Source organism: Tistrella mobilis (assembly GCF_041468085.1).
GTDB classification, from domain to species: domain Bacteria; phylum Pseudomonadota; class Alphaproteobacteria; order Tistrellales; family Tistrellaceae; genus Tistrella; species Tistrella mobilis_A.
Map to the genome: position 1 here is coordinate 1,753,058 of NZ_CP121017.1, position 17,135 is coordinate 1,770,192.

16 protein-coding genes are annotated in these 17,135 nt (G+C 67.0%); 3 read left to right on the plus strand and 13 right to left on the minus strand.

The features are described 5' to 3' along the window. Positions 1 to 23: 23 nt before the first annotated feature. The gene (locus tag P7L68_RS13790) at positions 24 to 632 is read left to right on the plus strand and encodes a CDP-alcohol phosphatidyltransferase family protein (RefSeq protein WP_372006208.1); all 609 of its coding nucleotides are present in this window, start codon (positions 24 to 26) and stop codon (positions 630 to 632) included. Positions 633 to 724: 92 nt separating this feature from the next. Here the strand turns inward: P7L68_RS13790 and P7L68_RS13795 are convergent, their stop codons facing one another. Next, a complete protein-coding gene (locus P7L68_RS13795) occupies positions 725 to 1,603 on the minus strand; it encodes an NAD(P)H-binding protein (RefSeq protein ID WP_372006209.1) in 879 nt (292 codons plus the stop codon). Between the two features lie 121 nt (positions 1,604 to 1,724). Here P7L68_RS13795 and P7L68_RS13800 point away from each other — a divergent pair, with 121 nt between their 5' ends. Beyond that, positions 1,725 to 2,084 carry a winged helix-turn-helix transcriptional regulator gene (locus P7L68_RS13800; RefSeq protein WP_372006210.1) on the plus strand — a complete coding sequence of 120 codons (360 nt, stop codon included), beginning with the start codon at positions 1,725 to 1,727 and terminating at the stop codon, positions 2,082 to 2,084. Between the two features lie 55 nt (positions 2,085 to 2,139). Here P7L68_RS13800 and P7L68_RS13805 read toward each other — a convergent pair whose 3' ends face one another. The 3 genes from P7L68_RS13805 to P7L68_RS13815 are packed head-to-tail and all read right to left on the minus strand — an operon-like array spanning position 2,140 to position 7,060. Beyond that, on the minus strand, positions 2,140 to 5,283 hold the full coding sequence (locus tag P7L68_RS13805; protein ID WP_372006211.1) for an efflux RND transporter permease subunit: 3,144 nt from the start codon (positions 5,281 to 5,283) through the stop codon (positions 2,140 to 2,142). After that, positions 5,280 to 6,506 (minus strand): efflux RND transporter periplasmic adaptor subunit, encoded by a 1,227-nt coding sequence (locus tag P7L68_RS13810; protein ID WP_372006212.1) that lies wholly within the window; start codon positions 6,504 to 6,506, stop codon positions 5,280 to 5,282. Before P7L68_RS13810 ends, P7L68_RS13805 begins: the two co-directional genes overlap by 4 nt. After that, a complete protein-coding gene (locus P7L68_RS13815; RefSeq protein ID WP_372006213.1) occupies positions 6,503 to 7,060 on the minus strand; it encodes a PadR family transcriptional regulator in 558 nt (185 codons plus the stop codon). Before P7L68_RS13815 ends, P7L68_RS13810 begins: the two co-directional genes overlap by 4 nt. Positions 7,061 to 7,484: 424 nt before the next feature. Between P7L68_RS13815 and P7L68_RS13820 the strand changes: the two genes are divergently transcribed. After that, the gene (locus tag P7L68_RS13820) at positions 7,485 to 8,300 is read left to right on the plus strand and encodes an acyltransferase family protein (protein WP_372006214.1); all 816 of its coding nucleotides are present in this window, start codon (positions 7,485 to 7,487) and stop codon (positions 8,298 to 8,300) included. Here P7L68_RS13820 and P7L68_RS13825 read toward each other — a convergent pair. The 9 genes from P7L68_RS13825 to P7L68_RS13865 all read right to left on the minus strand — a co-directional run bounded on the left by P7L68_RS13825 (position 8,260) and on the right by P7L68_RS13865 (position 17,096). Then, a protein-coding gene (locus P7L68_RS13825; RefSeq protein ID WP_372006215.1) for an IS5 family transposase occupies positions 8,260 to 9,023 on the minus strand; the annotation gives its coding sequence in 2 pieces (ribosomal slippage) (positions 8,260 to 8,708 and positions 8,708 to 9,023; 765 coding nt in all). The genes P7L68_RS13820 and P7L68_RS13825 overlap by 41 nt on opposite strands. A 510-nt stretch (positions 9,024 to 9,533) precedes the next feature. Next, complete coding sequence (locus tag P7L68_RS13830) at positions 9,534 to 9,713, minus strand: hypothetical protein (protein WP_372006216.1); 180 nt, start codon at positions 9,711 to 9,713, stop codon at positions 9,534 to 9,536. Positions 9,714 to 10,088: 375 nt separating this feature from the next. Beyond that, positions 10,089 to 10,946 (minus strand): class I SAM-dependent methyltransferase, encoded by an 858-nt coding sequence (locus tag P7L68_RS13835; RefSeq protein WP_372006217.1) that lies wholly within the window; start codon positions 10,944 to 10,946, stop codon positions 10,089 to 10,091. An 87-nt stretch (positions 10,947 to 11,033) separates the two neighbouring features. Beyond that, the gene (locus P7L68_RS13840; RefSeq protein WP_372006218.1) at positions 11,034 to 12,725 is read right to left on the minus strand and encodes an NTP transferase domain-containing protein; all 1,692 of its coding nucleotides are present in this window, start codon (positions 12,723 to 12,725) and stop codon (positions 11,034 to 11,036) included. Between the two features lie 52 nt (positions 12,726 to 12,777). After that, a complete protein-coding gene (locus tag P7L68_RS13845) occupies positions 12,778 to 13,509 on the minus strand; it encodes an XdhC family protein (protein WP_372006219.1) in 732 nt (243 codons plus the stop codon). Positions 13,510 to 13,525: 16 nt separating this feature from the next. After that, positions 13,526 to 13,864: an XdhC family protein gene (locus tag P7L68_RS13850; RefSeq protein WP_372006220.1), complete on the minus strand. Its 339-nt coding sequence runs from the start codon at positions 13,862 to 13,864 to the stop codon at positions 13,526 to 13,528. A 5-nt stretch (positions 13,865 to 13,869) separates the two neighbouring features. After that, positions 13,870 to 15,129 (minus strand): VWA domain-containing protein, encoded by a 1,260-nt coding sequence (locus P7L68_RS13855; protein ID WP_372006221.1) that lies wholly within the window; start codon positions 15,127 to 15,129, stop codon positions 13,870 to 13,872. Continuing rightward, positions 15,126 to 16,088 (minus strand): AAA family ATPase, encoded by a 963-nt coding sequence (locus tag P7L68_RS13860; RefSeq protein WP_372006222.1) that lies wholly within the window; start codon positions 16,086 to 16,088, stop codon positions 15,126 to 15,128. The genes P7L68_RS13855 and P7L68_RS13860 overlap by 4 nt, the downstream gene beginning before the upstream one ends. A gap of 207 nt (positions 16,089 to 16,295) precedes the next feature. Beyond that, positions 16,296 to 17,096 (minus strand): xanthine dehydrogenase family protein subunit M, encoded by an 801-nt coding sequence (locus P7L68_RS13865; RefSeq protein ID WP_372006223.1) that lies wholly within the window; start codon positions 17,094 to 17,096, stop codon positions 16,296 to 16,298. Positions 17,097 to 17,135: the final 39 nt, after the last annotated feature.

Here is a 17,135-nt window from a genome sequence, read left to right on the forward strand (position 1 = left end):
GTTCCACGCGCATTCCAGGCCCCATGTTCGACATCCCCGTCCGCCGACGCCTCGATCCCGTTCTCGACCGCATCGGCCGCGGCCTTGCCGGCCGCGGCGTGCGGGCCGACAGCCTCACGCTTGCCGGCTTCGCGATCGGTCTCGCCGCCGTGCCGGCCCTTGCGTTCGGGGCATTCTGGACCGCGCTTGGTTGCATTCTGGTTAACCGGATCGCAGATGGTCTTGATGGCGCCGTGGCGCGGGCGGCGGGGCCGACTGATCGCGGCGGCTTTCTGGACATCGCCTGTGATTTTCTGTTCTACGCCGCCGTGCCCTTTGGCTTCGCCCTGGCCGATCCGGCGGCGAATGCCCTGCCGGCGGCCTTCCTGATCTTCGCCTTCGTGGGCACGGGATCGAGCTTCCTGGCCTTCGCCGCCATCGCGGCCAGACGCGGCGGCGTGCCGCCCTCGGGCCATCGCGGCAAGGCGATCCACTATCTGGGCGGGCTGACCGAGGGCACCGAAACCATCCTGGTCTTCGTGGCCATCTGCCTGTGGCCGGCAGCCTTTCCCTGGGCGGCCTGGATCTTCGGCGGGCTGTGCCTGATCACCACCGCAACCCGGATCGCCGAGGGCATGCGCGTGTTCAGATGACGACCGGCAGGTCACCGATGCCCGCGCCCGCGATCTGCCGGCGCTGGAGGCGCTGATCGATCTGATCGGCGAGGTGGTCATCGCCTGAGCCGTCATCCGCGGTTCCCGCCATAGCTGGCCCGCAGGAACTCGGTCGGTGTCGTCGGCTTGCGGCCGAGAAGTTTCTCCAGATCGTCGCTCTGGCCGTCCCACTCGCCGGCATTGACGCCCTGTACCCAGGCCAGCACGAAGCCGGCAGCCGGCTCGGGCAGCCCCGCTGCCATTAGTCGGGCGACGTAGTCCTGATCCGAGATGGCATGGAACGGCACCGGCCCGCCGCTGATCTCAGACAGAATCTGCGCAACATCCCTGAAGGACACGGGCGGACCGCCGTATAGCGCATAGGCCTTGTTCTCATGTCCAGCTTCGCTCAGCACAACGGCATGTGCTTCTGCCAGATCCTCGCGGCAGGCATAGGCCGCCTTGCCCGCCCCGGCGGGCGCGTGGACACCGGCGTTCAGGGGATTGCCACCGGCATAAGTTTCGATGTTCTCAAGAAATGGCGGATGCCGCACCAGCGTGCAGGTCAGACCGGAGACCTTCAGTCTTTCCTCGACGCGACGATCCTCTTCGGTCACCTGCGGAAGGACAAAGACGGAGCCGGTCTTCCGGATGATCGGCATATAGACGAGGTGCTTGACGCCGGCATGTCGTGCCGCATTGATGACGTTCTCGTGCTGGGTTTTCCGGTCTGTAAAAGCCGTGGCGGAAACGAGCATCACTTTCTCGATTCCATCGAAGGCGCGCAGAAGTCCGTCGTGGTCGAAATAGTCGCCTCGACGGATCTCGATCCCCTTCGAGGCAAGGCCTGACGCCCTGGCGGGATCGCGGGCGAGACCGACAAGATCGCCGGCAGGCCTGCGCTTCAAAAGATGTTCGAGGGTCATTCGGCCGATATTGCCGGTGGCGCCCGTCACAAGGATCCTGGTCATGATGTTCCCTTTATGCGCTGGTGCTCCTGCGCGTCGACATCGTCGTCCGATCCAGGTAAGACAGGGCAGACTCAGGATCCAGTACTGACCTTTTTGTAAGTGTCAGAAACAGGAGATCAGGATGACCAGGGCAAATTTTCAATGTGGCCTGGAAGCCGTGCTGGCCATTCTCGGCGGCAAGTGGAAACCACTGATCGTCTATCATCTGGCCAGCGGTGCCAGGCGCACCGGTCAGCTCCGCAGGCTCGTGACCGGCGTGAGCGAGAAAATGCTGATTCAGCACCTCAAGGAGCTGACGGAAGACGGCGTCGTTCGGCGCATCGATTTCCAGAAGGTGCCGCCGCATGTGGAGTACGAGCTGACCGAGTTTGGCCGAAGTCTGGCCCAGGTCCTTGCGCCGCTATGCGAATGGGGAACCATTCACAACGCCGAGGTCGCGATGATCGTGCGAAAGCGGGAACATGCCGCGAAGACGGCCTGACAGGCCGCACGGTTTCGGGATCCCTGTGGTGAGTGGTGGTCAGCGCTCACTGATATCAGGCGTCGGCCTTCCGCCGCGACAGGCGAACAGCCATCCGCCGCGCCCAGCGGCCGACCCGGTCACCCAGCACCAGCATCGCCGGGGTCAGGATCAGGGTCAGCAGGGTGGCGAAGCCCAGCCCGTAGACGATGGCCGTGGACAGCTGCGTCCACCACTGGGTGGAGGGGGCGCCGACCGCGATCACCCGGTTCGGGATGTCGACATTGATCGACAGCATCATGGGCACCAGGCCCAGCATGGTGGTGACCGTGGTCAGCATCACCGGCCGCAGGCGCTGTGCGCCGGTGCGGAGGGCGGCTTCCACGGCATCGGCACCCTTGGCACGGATCTCGTTATAGGTGTCGATCAGCACGATGTTGTTGTTGACCACGATGCCGGCCAGCGCGATCAGCCCGATACCGCCCATCACGATGCCGAAGGGCTGCGCGGTCGCCATCATGCCGATCAGCACGCCCAGCGACGAAAACACGATCGCCGAAAGGATCAGCGCCGTCTGATAGAAGCTGTTGAACTGGGTGACCAGGATGATGGCGATCAGGAACAGCGCGATGCCGAAGGCGCGGGTCAGGAATTCCTGGGCGTTGCGCTGCTCTTCGTCCTGGCCCTTGAACTTGACCTCCACCCTGGGATCGAGCGGGTTGGCCGCCAGCCAGGCGCGGATCTCGCGCACCTTGTTGTCGGCCAGCACGCCCTCGGGCACTTCGGCATCCACCGTCATCACCCGGCGGGCATCGGTGCGGTTGATGATGCCCTGGGTGGGGGCGGCGCGGCGCTCGACGAAATTGCTGATCGGCGTCTGCCCCATCGCGGTCTGGATGCGCAGCTGGTCCAGCCGGTCGCCGGTGCGGTCGATTTCGGGGAAGCGGACCCGGATCTCGACTTCGTCATCGGTGTCGTCCGGACGATAGGTGCCGACATTCACGCCCTGGGTTACGAAGCGCACGGCATTGCCCACCCCCAGCACATCGGCGCCGAAGCGGCTCGCCTGGGCGCGGTCGACGACCATTTCCCATTCGATGCCGGGCACCGGCCGGCTGTCGGCGATGTCGATCATGCCGCCGATCCTGTGCATGCCGGCCAGGATGTGGTCGACGGCACCGGGCAGGGTTTCGGGGAAGCGGCTGGCCAGCTCGATCTGGATCGCCTTGCCGACCGGGGGGCCGGCCTCTTCCTCGCGGGCCTCGATCACCAGACCCGGATGGTCTTTCAGGCGCTGACGGATGGTCTCAAGGATGTCGCTGGCATGCGGGCGGGTGCGCCAGTCGGCGAATTCCAGATTGATGATGCCGATCACGTCTTCGGGCAGATCCTCGCCGCGGATGGTGCCGGTGCGGGTGTAGACGGTCTTGAAGCCGTCGAGCTTCAGCACCTCGGCCTCGACCTCGCGGACCAGGGTCTCCTTTTCCGAGATCGACATGTTGCCGCGGGCGCGGACCTGGACCTGGGCGTTGTCGGGTTCGACCGAGGGGAAGAATTCGACGCCGCGGCCGAACACGCCATAGGCCTGCAGGGTGACCACCGCCGTGACCAGCGCGATCGCCACCACCACCCAGGGATAGCGGACGGCCTTGTCGAGGGTGCGGACGTAAAGCCCGGCGGGCCCGCCGACCGAGCGGATGTCGCCGTCTTCCGCCGCGCGCAGCATCTCCACCACCCGGCCGCTCGATTTCGCCGGCTTGCCGATGATGCTGCCCAGCACCGGCAGGAAGATCAGCGCCATGGCCAGAGAGGCGGTCAGTGTGACGATCAGGGTGATGGGCAGGAATTTCATGAACTCGCCGACGATGCCCGGCCAGAACAGCAGCGGCAGGAAGGCGGCGAGCGTGGTGGCGGTGGACGAGATGATCGGCCAGGCCATGCGGGTGGAGGCCTCGCGATAGGCCTGGATGCGGTGCACGCCCTCCAGCATGCGGCGGTCGGCATATTCGCTGACCACGATCGCGCCGTCGACCAGCATGCCCACCGCCAGGATCAGCGAGAACAGCACCACGATGTTGACCGTCAGCCCCATGGAATGCAGCACCAGGATGCCGGTCAGGAACGAGCCCGGGATGGCGATGCCGACCAGGATCGAGGAACGTATCCCCAGCGCCGCCAGCACCACGATCATCACCAGGATGATCGCGCTCGCCACATTGCTCGACAGGTCCGACAGCATCAGCTCGATCTGCTGCGACTTGTCCTGGCTGTAGGAGATCTTGACGCCTTCGGGGAAGAGGGCCGCCTCGGCATCGGCGACCGCGCGCACCTCGTTGATGGTGTCGATGATGTTGACGCCGATCCGCTTGGTCACCTCCAGCGCGATTGCCGGCTTGCCGTCGACGCGGGCGAGCGATTCCGGATCCTTGAAGCTGCGCTGGCCGACCGCGACGTCGCGGAAGGTGACGACCCGGCCGTCGATCGCCTTGATCGGCATGTCCAGGATGTCGTCGATCGACTGGATCAGCCCCGGCACCTTGACCGAGACCCGGCCCGCCTCGCTGTCGAGCGCGCCGGCCGGCACCAGCTGATTGTTGCGGCCGACCAGCTGGACCAGCTCGTCCTGCGAAATGCCATAGCTGTCGAGCGCGCGCGGGTCGACCACGATCTCGGCCAGATCCTCGCGGTCACCGGCAATGTCGACTTCGAGAACGCCGGAGAGCCCTTCGATCTTGTCCTGAAGATCGCGGGCGAGGCGGATCAGCAGACGCTGGTCGACATCGCCCGACAATGTGACCACCAGAATCGGGAACAGCGCGACGTTGACCTCGTGCAGCTCCGGTTCCTCGGTCTCGCCGGGCAGATCGGCCTTGGCGATGTCCATCTGCTCGCGGACGTCACGCTTGGCCTTCTCGATGTCGAAGCCGGCCTCGAATTCCAGCACCACCGTGGCATAGCCTTCCTCGGCGGTGGCGCGCATCTCCTTCAGCCCCTCGACGGAGCGCAGTTCCTGCTCCATCGGGCGGATCAGCAGCCGCTCGGCATCCTCGGGCGAGATGCCGTCGTGGCGCATGGTGATGTAGAGGATCGGGATCGCGACGTCGGGGTCGCTTTCCTTCGGAATGTCGTTATAGGCCACCGATCCGCTGATCAGCAGCAAAACCAGCAGGCTCAGAACCGTGCGGCTGCGCGCAAGGCAGGCATTGATCAGTGTCTTCACGAGCCGGCCCCTTCACGAGCCGCGGCCTTGCCGGCGCCGGTCGCCGACAGATCGAGCTGGTCGAGCATGCGCTCCACCTCGGGCGGCAGCGGCACCAGGCCGCGCAGCTCCTGCGGCTGCACCTCGACTGCAACGACCCTGTCGCCGGGGGCGACATAGCCCTGGCCGACCACGATCACCCGTGCCTGTTCGGCCAGGCCCGTGACCCAGACCCCGGCATCGCTGGCCGAGAGGATCGAGACCACGTCGAAGGCGACCCGGTCGTCGCCGTCGACCACCTTCACACCCACCCGGCCGCGCTCGTCGAGCGACAGAAGGGCCGGGGTGAGCAGCACCGCCGGATTGCGATCCAGCGGCACGGAGACTTCGGCCGTGACCCCGCCGGGAAGCAGGCCATCGGGATTGCCGACCTCGATTTCCACCCGGAAGGTGCGGGTCTGGGCATCGGCCTGACGGCTGATATAGGCCACCGTGCCGGTGACCAGCGCCCCGTCGGCCAGGCGGGCGCGGGCCTGCTGGCCGACCCGGATTGCGCCGATATCGCGTTCGGCGATGTCGGCCACGATCAGATAGGGTTCGGGCGCCAGCACCCGGGCCACCTGGGTGCCGGGCGAGACATAGTCGCCGATCTCGACATGGCGGCGGTCGACGATGCCGGCGAAGGGGGCGCGGACGACGGTGTCGTCGATCTGCTGCTCGATCTGGGCAAGCTCGGCGCGGGCGGCCTCGAACTCGGCCTTGGCCTCGGCCAGACGCAGCTCGGTCTGGAACCCCTTGGCGCTCAGCGACGAGGCGGCCTTCAGTTCCGCCCGGCGCTGTTCGATCAGGGCCTGGGCGCGGGCGCGGCGCGGCTCCAGATCGCGGGTATCGAGCTTCGCGATCTCGGCCCCGGCCTTGACCCGGCTGCCCTGGGACACGGGCAGTTCGATGACCCGACCGGCGCTTTCGGCGGCCACATCCACCACCCGGCGCATCTCGGTGCGGCCGCTGACCACCAGATCCCGGACCTGGGCGGTCAGCGTCAGCTCGGCCACCCTGACCGTGAACGGCTCCGCCGCCGCCGCGGGGGCGGCCTCCTCGGCGGCCGGCGCCGTCCCGGCCGCTGCATCCGCCGCCGGATCGGTGGCGGCATCGGCGTTGAAGCCGTATTCGATGCGGCCGGTATACATCCAGGCGCCGAGAGCGGCGGCCAGGATCAGGGCGAGCAGGATGGAGCGGTTCATGAAGGATCCCCGTCGTTGCGGGCGGCGGTTGCGGCAAGGGCCTCGACCAGGGCAGGACCCCGGCTTTCGACATGGGCGAGGGCCGCGCCATAGACGGCGCGCCCGAATTCAAGGGTAAAGCGCGGCCCGGGCGGGATCTCGCCCTCGGCCTCGGCCTCGCGCCGGTCCAGATCGGCCAGAATCTCGCGATATTCCCCGGCCTTGATCTTGAGCGCGTCCTCGATCCGGGCCGGCGGCAACAGGGCGGCGAAGAACATCTGCACCATGAATTCCGAGCGCACCCGCTCCCGCGGACGCGTGCGGCACAGCACCTCGGTGAAGCGGGTCAGGCCCTCGGGCGTGATCCTGTAGATCTTCTTGTCCGGCCGGCCTTCCTGCTCCACCTCGGTGACCGTCACCAGCCCCTCGGCGGCCAGATCGGCCAGAGCGGGATAGATCGAGCCGAAGCCCGCCGCGTGAAAATGCGCGAAGGCGCCCTCGAAGACCTGCTTGATCTCGTAACCCGTGGCTTCCCCAAGCGTCAGCACGCCGAGGCACAACGTCCGCACGTCCATGGCGTGGGCCCGTCCTGTCTCCCTGGTGGATCGTCCCGTGATATCGATCCGATATAACCCCGCCGCACTGTGCCACGACGGGCGGTGGTGCGCTATGTGAGATGTGTCACAGGTGAGGGGATTTCCGGGGCAGGAAGGTTGTATGCTCCGGACAGTGGTCGATGAGGCGCTGGCCGGCTTTTTGAGTGGGCCGTCGGTTTCGATTGTTTGTCGCGCGAGCGGCCGGACCGGCCACCTGTGCAACTCAGATTCCCGAGGGGGGGGTGCCAATGATAGGCATTTTTAATCAAAAGCAAGCATTCTATAAAACTGAAATATAGCAGGGGAGGCCATTACCTTTTGGTGGATGGCGCCGCGCAAATTTGTAGGATGCTCGCTGGGACATTCACCGGTCGGATACATGCGGCCTAAGTCTGGAGGAAACATGGGTCGTATCGCCGCATTCGAGGGGCTGCGGGGCATCATGGCCGGGTGGGTTATGCTGTTCCATATTGCAGCTTTTTCGGCAATGCCATTCGCTAATGCGATGCACTCCGGCGTTCCCGTCGACGTCTTCATTCTCATAAGCGGGTTCGTCATCACGCATCTCGTGAATTCCAGAAGTGAGGCATACGGTCAGTTCATTTTGCGGCGCTTTATGAGGCTCTACCCCATCTATCTCGTAGCGCTTCTTGTCGCGGTCGGCTTGACCGACGTCTACCGTTATCTGATCTTCGACAGCAGCCTTGCCCCGTTCATGGAAACTCAGCAAATTCGGCAAGAGGATGTTGACCGAAACTTTATTCTTCATATCCTTTTGCATCTCACAATGATGCACGGCGTTCTGCCGGATCAGGTTCTACCCGCATCGTCTCTTGCTCTTCTGAGCCCGGCGTGGAGCATCACGCTTGAGTGGCAGTTTTATCTCATCGCCCCGTTCCTGCTCGCCCGGATCAGAGGGCGACGCGCTTTTCTTGTGGCGTTCGCGCTCGCCTATCTGGGGTTCTGGATTGTAAGATTGTCGGGCCTTGATTTCGGGAAGCCGTCGTTCCTACTTCAGAGATTGCCACATTTTCTTGTTGGTATTGGGGCATATTTGTTCTATTTTAAGTTGCTTCAAGACGGGCGTGCCACGCGTCTTATGTGGCGACGCATGATTTTGTGGGGGAGCATTGCCGCTCTAGCTCTGGCATCGTTTGCTGTCGTTCTAGGGCGTAGACTCATAAGCTCAGGCACCAGATCCTCGCGGCCACGAGCTTGACGGCGGCGAGATAGTTCTCCGGTCGCTTGTCGTAGCGAGTGGCGATACCGCGGAACTGCTTGATCCGGTTGAAGAACCGTTCGACGAGGTTCCGCTGCCGATAGACCCAGCGGGAGAAAGTGAAGCTACCCTTGCGGTTGGTCTTCGGCGGAATGTTGGCCCAGGCCTTCCGCTCGGCAGCCTTGGCGCGAATGGCGTTGCTGTCGTAGCCCTTGTCGGCCAGCAGGATGTCGCCTTCGCGAAGGCTGTCGATCAGCACTTCGGCCTCGGTGCAGTCGGCCACCTGACCGGCGGTCAGGTGGAGGGTGACGGGACGGCCTTCGGCATCGACGAGCGCGTGGATCTTGCTGGTGAGCCCGCCACGGGAACGTCCCATGCCGCCATCGTCTCCATCCCCCTTTTTCCCGTGGCCGCGTGCTGGTGAACGCGAACACAGGTCGAGTCGATCATGACGATATCGCCGTCGTAAGCCTTGGAAACCGCTTCGAGAAGTCGATCCCAGACACCGGCCTTCCGCCAGCGGACGAAGCGATTGTAGCAGGTGGTCGATGGGCCATAGCGTTCTGGAACTTCCGCCCACGGGGAACCCGTTCTGAAGCGCCAGAGAATGCCGTTCAGAACGCGACGATCATCAACCCGAGGAACACCGCGCGGCTTGTTTGGCAGTAGCGGCGAGATGATCGACCATTCGTGGTCGGTGAGTTCATAGCGGCGGCGCGTCATTCAAAGCTCCCTCATTCGGAAGCCTTGAATCACAGCTGCCAAAAAACGCCAAGCGAATTTATGAGTTTACCGCCTAGGGATAATTTTCATGGCTATGGTGACCTGGCCCACCGGTATGCGGGGCGAACGTCTGGCTAAGCGGTTGACAGGCGTGCTCTCGACGAGGCCTTTCGTCGCTGTCGGATCTGCGTCTTATTCCCTCTATATTCTGCACGTCCCCGTGATATGGCTCGTTCTCTATTTTCTCTTGCCGCTCGTCGAGCCAAATCGTTACTATCTTTTCATGATCATGGTTGTGATCGTGCCAATAATCACGATAACACTGTCGCTTCAGACTTACCGATACATTGAACAACCCATGATGCGTTGGCGGTCGCAGCGAAAACATCGTGCCGCATAACTTGTAGGAATGTGGATCGACAACGGCTTATGGTACAGGGTTCCTCAAGATCTCCGGATTATAGAGGCACCCCATAAACAGCCAGCCGTCCCGTGCCGCTGCTTCCGACGTCACCCCTTGTGTCCAAGAAGGGCGATCCCCTTTTCGATTTCATGGAGCGTCACGACCGGCAGCCACAGCGCGCTCGCGCGGTCCATACGTTCCAGCCGTGCCGCAAACGCTCCGACCGATCCGATCGTCGCCGGCGACAGCATCGACACGGCGTTGGTATCGAGCAGAAACCCGCTCACAGATCCACATCTCGCGACGGGGCGGGATTGTGTTCCACCTCAAGACCCGGACAAGGTCTTGAGGTAGGATGCCAGACCGACGGGTGTGTGGGGCCATTGCCTTGCGGGCCAGCTCCGCGGCTTCCAGAGGCACGAGAGCCGCGAAAGGCTTGCCGTGACGGGTGATCGTGATGAGATCGCCCGTTCCGGCCTTGTCGCCCCGTTCCGGGAGGCCGGCTTCGGCATCCTTGAGATTGACGGTCGACATGGCGCCCCCGCAGCTGCCCCGCCCGGATCTTTCCTTGCGCCGGCATGACGATCCATGACGAACTTGGGCGCCGCGCGGGGGCGTCAACCCCCCGTGCGCCCGCAGGTGTCCTGTGCGCCCGCTGGTGTTCACCCCGGCGCCACCCCCGACACCACCCGCATCTCGGCCCGGAGCGGCACCCGGCCTTCGGCATCGGCGAGGGCGGCGAAGGCGGTGCGGATGCGGGTTTCGATGGCCGGACGGGCCTCGGGGCGGGCGTCCAGGCGGTGGCCCCAGCTCATGTCCAGCTGCGGGCGCCAGAAATCATCGGCAAGGCGCGGGCGCGGCGAGAAGACGTGGGTTTCGGCGGCAACCCCGGTCAGCCCGGCACGGGTCAGGGCATCGGGCAGGCGGGTGCAGGTGCCGAAACGGAAGGGCCCCAGCGCATCGGGATGGGCAGGCTCCACCCCAAGTTCGGCCTCGACCGCGCTGCCCAGCACTTCCAGCATGGTGCTGGCCTCACGCGTCGTCCAGATCATCAGCGCGGTGCGGCCGCCCGGGCGCAGCACCCGGCGGATGCCGTCGGCCACCGCCTGGGTATGGGGGGCGAACATCACGCCGAAGCGGCTGACCACGGCATCGAAGCTGGCCGGGGCGAAGGGCAGATGCTCCATATCGGCGGCCGCGACGGTCAATACCTGGCCCAGCCCGGCTTCCTCGCCGCGCGCGCGAATGGTGGGCAGCATGGCCGGTACCAGATCGGTCGAGACCACGAAGCCGTCCCCGCCCACCTTGCGAGCCAGCGTCATCGCCGGCTCGCCGGCGCCGCCCGCCAGATCCAGCACCCGCGCGCCGGGGGTGACGCCCGCCGCCTCGGTCAGGATCTCGTTGAAGCGGGTGGCCATCGCTTCAAGCGGCCGGGCCCAGCGGCTCCAGGTCCGTGCCTTCGACGACCAGAGATCGCTCTGCTCGCGGGTGCGTTCGGCATGGGGGGGAAGGGTGGTCACGGGGCGTGTTCCTCGGGAAACGGGACAGGTCTGTCGGGCCGGTTGGCCGGCCTCGCTATCAGGGATGCGGCGGGATTATACCAGAGATCACCCGCCCGCGGCGGGGAGGGGCGCACCGCTCGCCGGCGGCAGGCCCTGGGCGCGGGCGGCGGCTTCGGCGGCGGCCAGTGCCTCGGGCGTGTCGATATCGCCCAGGCAGGCGGCATCGGGCATCTCCACCTCGACCACCACGTCCTCGTGGGCGCGGATCACCTCTCGGGCGCCGCGGTCGCCGGTCTGGGCCATCATCTCGGCGAAGAAACGGCGGTCGAACAGCACCGGATTGCCGCGCCTGCCCTGCCAGGCCGGCACCACGATCAACCGGCCCTCGTCCGGGTCATAGGCATCGATCAGCATGTCGATATGGCGGGGCGTGATGCCGGGCATGTCGGCGAGCAGCACCAGCGCCGCCTCGGCCCCCTCGGGTATATCGGCAAGACCGATCGCGAGCGAGCGCGACATGCCGGCCTCGGGTTCTTCGTTCACCACCACCGGCACCGGCCGCCCGCCGATCGCAAGCCGCACCGAAGGATCGGTGTTGGTGACGACGGTGAGGGCTCTGAGCCGGCTTTCGAGCGCGGCATCGAGCACATGGCCGATCAGCGGCTTGCCCATGATCTCGCGCACCAGCTTGTTGACCGGCCCGCCCATGCGGGTGCCGCGGCCGGCGGCCAGCACCACGGACGCGACATTGCGCACCGATCTGGGGGCACCTCGACGTGGGCCGGGCGAGGCGGCGGCGCGCGGCAGCGGGCGTTCGCCCACTTCTTTCAGCAGGCCGCCGACGCCGAAATCGGCGATGTCCAGCGCCTCGATCGCCTCGCCCGCAGCCGCGCGCTGCAACACCCGATCGAAGCCGTTGATCTTCGGGCTGCGCGCACAGCCGGGCGCACCAATCACCGGCCGGCCGGCCAGCCGGCCCAGCATCAGCAGATTGCCGGGGTCGACCGGCATGCCCAGGCGCACGATGGTGCCGCCGATATCGGTCAGCGCCGCCGGGATCACATCGGCGCGGTCGACGATGGCCGAGGCGCCGGCCACCACGATCAGGTCCATCGGTTCCCGCGCGATATCGGCCAGCGCCCGGGCCAGCCGGGTGCGGTCGTGGGGCACGCGCTCGATCACCGGGGGGCGCGCACCCAGATGCATCAGCCGGCTGCCGATGGCACGGGCGGTCTCTTCATAGATCGACTGCTTCAGATGCGGCAGCTCGGTCAGGATCAGCGCGGCGTGGATCACCTGCCATGGCGCGATGCGGATCGCCGGCCGGCCGGCCTTGGCGATCATCGCCAGCACCCGGTCGAGCGCCGCCCTGGGGGCGGCGAAGGGGATGATCTTGATCGTCGCCAGCATCTCGCCGCTTTCACAGGCGGTATCGTCGGCGAGCGTCGCGATGGTGATGGCCTCATCGACCCGGTTGATCGCCCTGGCCAGGCTTTCATCGATCCGGCAAAGGCCGCGTGTCGCCGCATAGAGATTGACCCGGCCGGTGAAGGCGCGGGCGATGCGGACATTGGGCCCGGCGACCGCTTCGGCCACCAGCCGGGCCGCTTCGTCCTCGTGGACGTCATCCGGCCCGAGACGGGCGCCGAGCACGGATGTGCGGCCCTCTTTGCGGATCAGATCGATGGTCTCCGGATCCAGCCGGTGCCCCTTCTTCAGCACGCGGCCTTCGACCGCGATCGCGTGGGCCAGCAGAACGCCGTCTGCATCGTCGAGCGGATGTTCGGAGAAATCCATGGGGGCGATCGGTTCACATACTGGAGGTGGGCGGACAGGGTGAACGGGCGGCTCAGCCTTTCGGCGGCCGCTGCCTCAGCGCCCCGGCACTGCCGAGGCGGCGGACAGCGACCACTTCCGAGAGGATCGAGAGCGCGATTTCGGGCGCGGTGCGCGCGCCGATGGCGAGCCCGACCGGGGCGTGGATACGGGAAATGCGGCCGGCGTCGAAACCGGCCTCTTCCAGCCGGGCGACACGTTTGGCATGGGTGCGCGTGCTGCCCAGCGCTCCGATATAGAACAGCGGCGCATCCAGTGCCAGGGTCAGCGCCGGATCGTCGAGCTTCGGATCATGGGTCAGCGCCAGCAGGGCCGAGGCCGGATCGAGGCCGATCTCGGGCAGCGCGTCTTCGGGCCAGGCGATCCGGGCGGTGACGCCGGGGAAGCGGTCGGGCGTCAGGAAGGCGCCGCGCGGGTCGATCACCGCCATGTCGTAGCCGACCGCCGCCGCCATGGGGGCCAGCGCCTGGGCGATATGCACCGCGCCGATCACGATCAGCCGCGGGCGGGGCGCGAAGACGTTGATGAACCAGCGCCGGCCCTCGGCCTCGATATTGGTGGCCTGGTCCTGGCGGATCGCCGTGCATGCGGCATCGCGTACGGGGGCCGGCAGGGCGGCGCCCATATCGGCGCCGTCGGTGGCGACCAGGGCGGTGGTCGCAGCGTCGTCGAGGGCGGTGACCAGCGCCACGCCACGGCGTGCGGCCCGGTCTTGGGCGATGCGGCGGATCAGTGTCGCGTCCATCAGGCTGCCGCTCCCGTCAATCCAGGCGTTCGACCCAGACTTCCAGCCGGCCGCCGCAGGCGAGGCCGACCGCCCAGGCCTGATCGTCGCCGACCGAGAAATCCATCAGCTTCGGTGCCGCCCCGGCGATGCAGGCCTGCGCCGCCTCGATCACCGCACCTTCCACACAGCCGCCCGAGACCGAGCCGGCGAAACGGCCGTCGGCCGCCACGGCCATCTGCGATCCGGGCAGGCGCGGGGCGCTGCCCCAGGTGGAGACGACGGTGGCGAGCGCCACGCCCACGCCCTGGCCGCGCCAGTCCAGCGCAGCGCCCAGTACGTCGTCGCCCGTGGCTGTATGGGATCCGCCGGTCATCTGCGTCACCTCCTGATCGGGGCTGCGGGATCGTCGGCGCGCAGGCCGCGCCGCCAGGCCTCCAGCCGCGGGTCCGCCTCGGCCTTCGTCCGGGTGAGTGCGGCTGCGAGCGCTTCGAGCCCGGTCAGATTATGCACCGCCCGGAACTCGTGGACATGGGGCAAAATCGCGCGCACACCCCGGGCCGCCGGCTGAAAGCCGTCGAAGCGCAGCAGCGGGTTCAGCCAGATCAGCCGCGGGGTCAGATGCGCCAGCCGTTCCACTGCCCGGCTCAGGCTGTCGTCCTCGGCCCGGTCCAGCCCGTCGGTGACCAGCAGCACCACGGCATTGCGGGTCAGCACCCGGCGGGCGTAGCGGCGGTTGAAGGCGGCGAGCGCCGGCCCGATGCGGGTGCCGCCCGACCAGTCCTTCACCTTGCGGCCGATCGCCGTCAGCGCCTCGTCCGGGTCGCGACGGGCCAGTTCGCGGGTCACCTCGCTCAACCTTGTGCCGAACAGGAAGACGCTGACCCGCTGGCCGGCATCCTGCATCATCGCATGCAGCAGATGCAGCATCATCCGCGCATAGGCATCCATCGAGCCCGAGACGTCGACGATCGCGACCAGCGGCGGCCGGGCGCGGCGATGGCTGCGGCGGGCCAGCGCCACCGCCTCGCCGCCGGTGTGGATCTGGCCGCGCAGGCTGCGGCGCAGGTCGATGCGGGGGCCGCGCGGCGCCGCCTTCAGCCGCCGGACCGGCCGTTCGGGCAGGCGGGCGCGCAGCAGGCGGATCGCGCGGCGCGCCTCTGCCGCCTCGTCGGCACTCATCTGCTCGAAATCGCGGGTCTTCAGCCGCTCGGTCGCATCCCAGGTCAGGCTGGCATCGATCCGGGTCTCTTCGCGCAGCTTCTCTTCCGGCGGCGGCGGGGGCGGCGGGGCGTCGCCGGCAAAGGCGTCGGCCAGGCGGCGGGCCAGCTTGCGGCCGTCGGGGGTGCGCTCGCTTTCCACCTGCGGCAGCAGCAGCGACAGCAGGCGTTCGCGCAGCTGCGGGTCGCGCCAGAAGACGTCGAAGGCCTGTTCGAACAGCGGCAGATGCTCTCGCCGCTTGACCAGCGTCGCCTTGAGCGCCGCATGCACCTGGGTGCGCGAGGCCATGTCGACGGCGGCCACCGCCGCGGCCGCGACCAGCACGTCACCCGGGCCGATGGCGATGCCGGCCCGGCGCAGCAGCCGTGCGAAGCGGCCGATATTGGCCGGCAGGCGGCCGCTGGTGCCGTCCTGGATCAAGCCGGTCTCGTCTCATGGCTGCGCGCCGCCATTTCGGCGCGGGTCTCGGCCAGCAGCCGGGCGGTTTCGGCGCCGGTCATGCGGGCGATGTCGTCCTGATATTTCAGCAGCACGCCCATGCTGCCGTCGATCAGGCCGGGGTCGAGGTCGACCGCATCCAGCTGCACCAGGGCGTTGGCCCAGTCGAGGGTTTCGGCCACCCCCGGCGCCTTGAACAGATCCTGGGCGCGCAGCCGCTGGACGAAGCCGACGATCTGGGCGGCCATCGCCTCGGCGACCTCGGGCGTCTTGCGGCGGATGATCGCCACTTCCCGTGCGGCATCCGGATAGTCGATCCAGCGATAGAGGCAGCGGCGCTTCAGCGCATCATGGATCTCGCGGGTGCGGTTCGAGGTCACGATCACGATCGGCGGGGTTTCGGCACGAATGGTGCCGATCTCGGGGATGGTGACCTGGAAATCGGCCAGAAGTTCCAGCAGGAAGGCTTCGAAAGGCTCGTCGGCGCGGTCGATCTCGTCGATCAGCAGCACCGGCGCGCCGGCCGGATCGGGGCTGATCGCATCCAGCAGCGGCCGGCGGAGCAGGAAGCGTTCCGAGAACAGATCATCCGACAGGCGCTCGCGGGCACCGGCCTCGCCCGCCTCGCCCGAGGCTTCGGCGAGCCGGATCTCAAGCATCTGCCGGGCATAGTTCCAGTCGTAGAGCGCCTGTGCCTGATCCAGACCCTCATAGCATTGCAGACGAATCAACCGGCGGCCGAGGGTTCTGGCCAGTACCTTGGCGATCTCGGTCTTGCCGACACCGGCTTCGCCTTCGAGCAGCAGCGGCCGGCCGAGGCGCATGGCCAGGAACAGCACCGTCGCGAGCGCTTCGTCTGCCACATAGTCGCCCTGATCGAGCAGGGCCAGCGTATCGGCAACCGAAGCAGGCAGCGGGACGGGGGAGGGGAAGAGCGTCAAGACCGGCTCCTCAAGGGATGGGATGGATCGGCTGGCGCTGTCAGTCTGGCGCGCAGCCGTGCGCCCGGCAAGCGGGCACGGCAGGCAGAGATGGCGACACGCCAGAACAGCGACAGGCCAAAACAGCGACAGGCCAAAACAGCGACACGGGCACGGATGACGTACCCGTGTCGCATTCGTCATGGCGTTATCCCGTCGGCACCCGGCTCAGCCGAGGGCCGCCGCCACCGCGCGCTTCGCGATCACGCCGATCAGATGGGCGCGATATTCGGCGCCGGCATGCATGTCCGAATTCAGCCCGTCGGCCGGCACGGTGATGCCGTCCAGCGCCTCGGGCCGGAAATCGGCGGCAAGGGCGGCTTCCATCGCCTCCACCCGGAAGACCGAAGGGGCGGCGCCGGTGACCGCGACGCGGACCGAGCCGTCTTTGCCCCGGGCCACGAACACGCCGACCAGGGCGTAGCGCGAGGCCGGGTTCGGGAACTTCACATAGCCCGCCTTCTCGGGGATCGGGAAGCGGACTTCGCGGATGATCTCGGCCGGCTCCAGCGCGGTTTCGAACATGCCGACGAAATAGTCGTCCGCCGGGATGCTGCGCTGGTCGGTGACGATGTCGGCGCCGAGCGCCAGCGCCGCCGCCGGATAATCGGCCGCCGGGTCGTTATTGGCGAGCGAGCCGCCGATGGTGCCCCGATTGCGGACCTGGGCGTCGCCGATATGCGAGGCCAGATGCGCCAGCGCCGGGATCGCCGCCTTCACCTCGTCCGAGCGGCCGACGGCCGCGTGGCGGGTCATGGCGCCGATGACCAGCGTATCGCCGTCGCGGCTGATGCCGGCCAGTTCGGCGATGCCGTTCAGGTCGATGATGTCCGACGGTGCCGCCAGACGCTGTTTCATGGTCGGCAGCAGGGTCATGCCCCCCGCCACCAGTTTGGCGTCCTCGTTGGCACCCAGCGCCTGGGCGGCGTCGGCGACCGACGAGGGACGGTGATATTCGAATGCGTACATATCGGTGTCTTCCCCGATGACGTCCCGGTAACCCGGCGC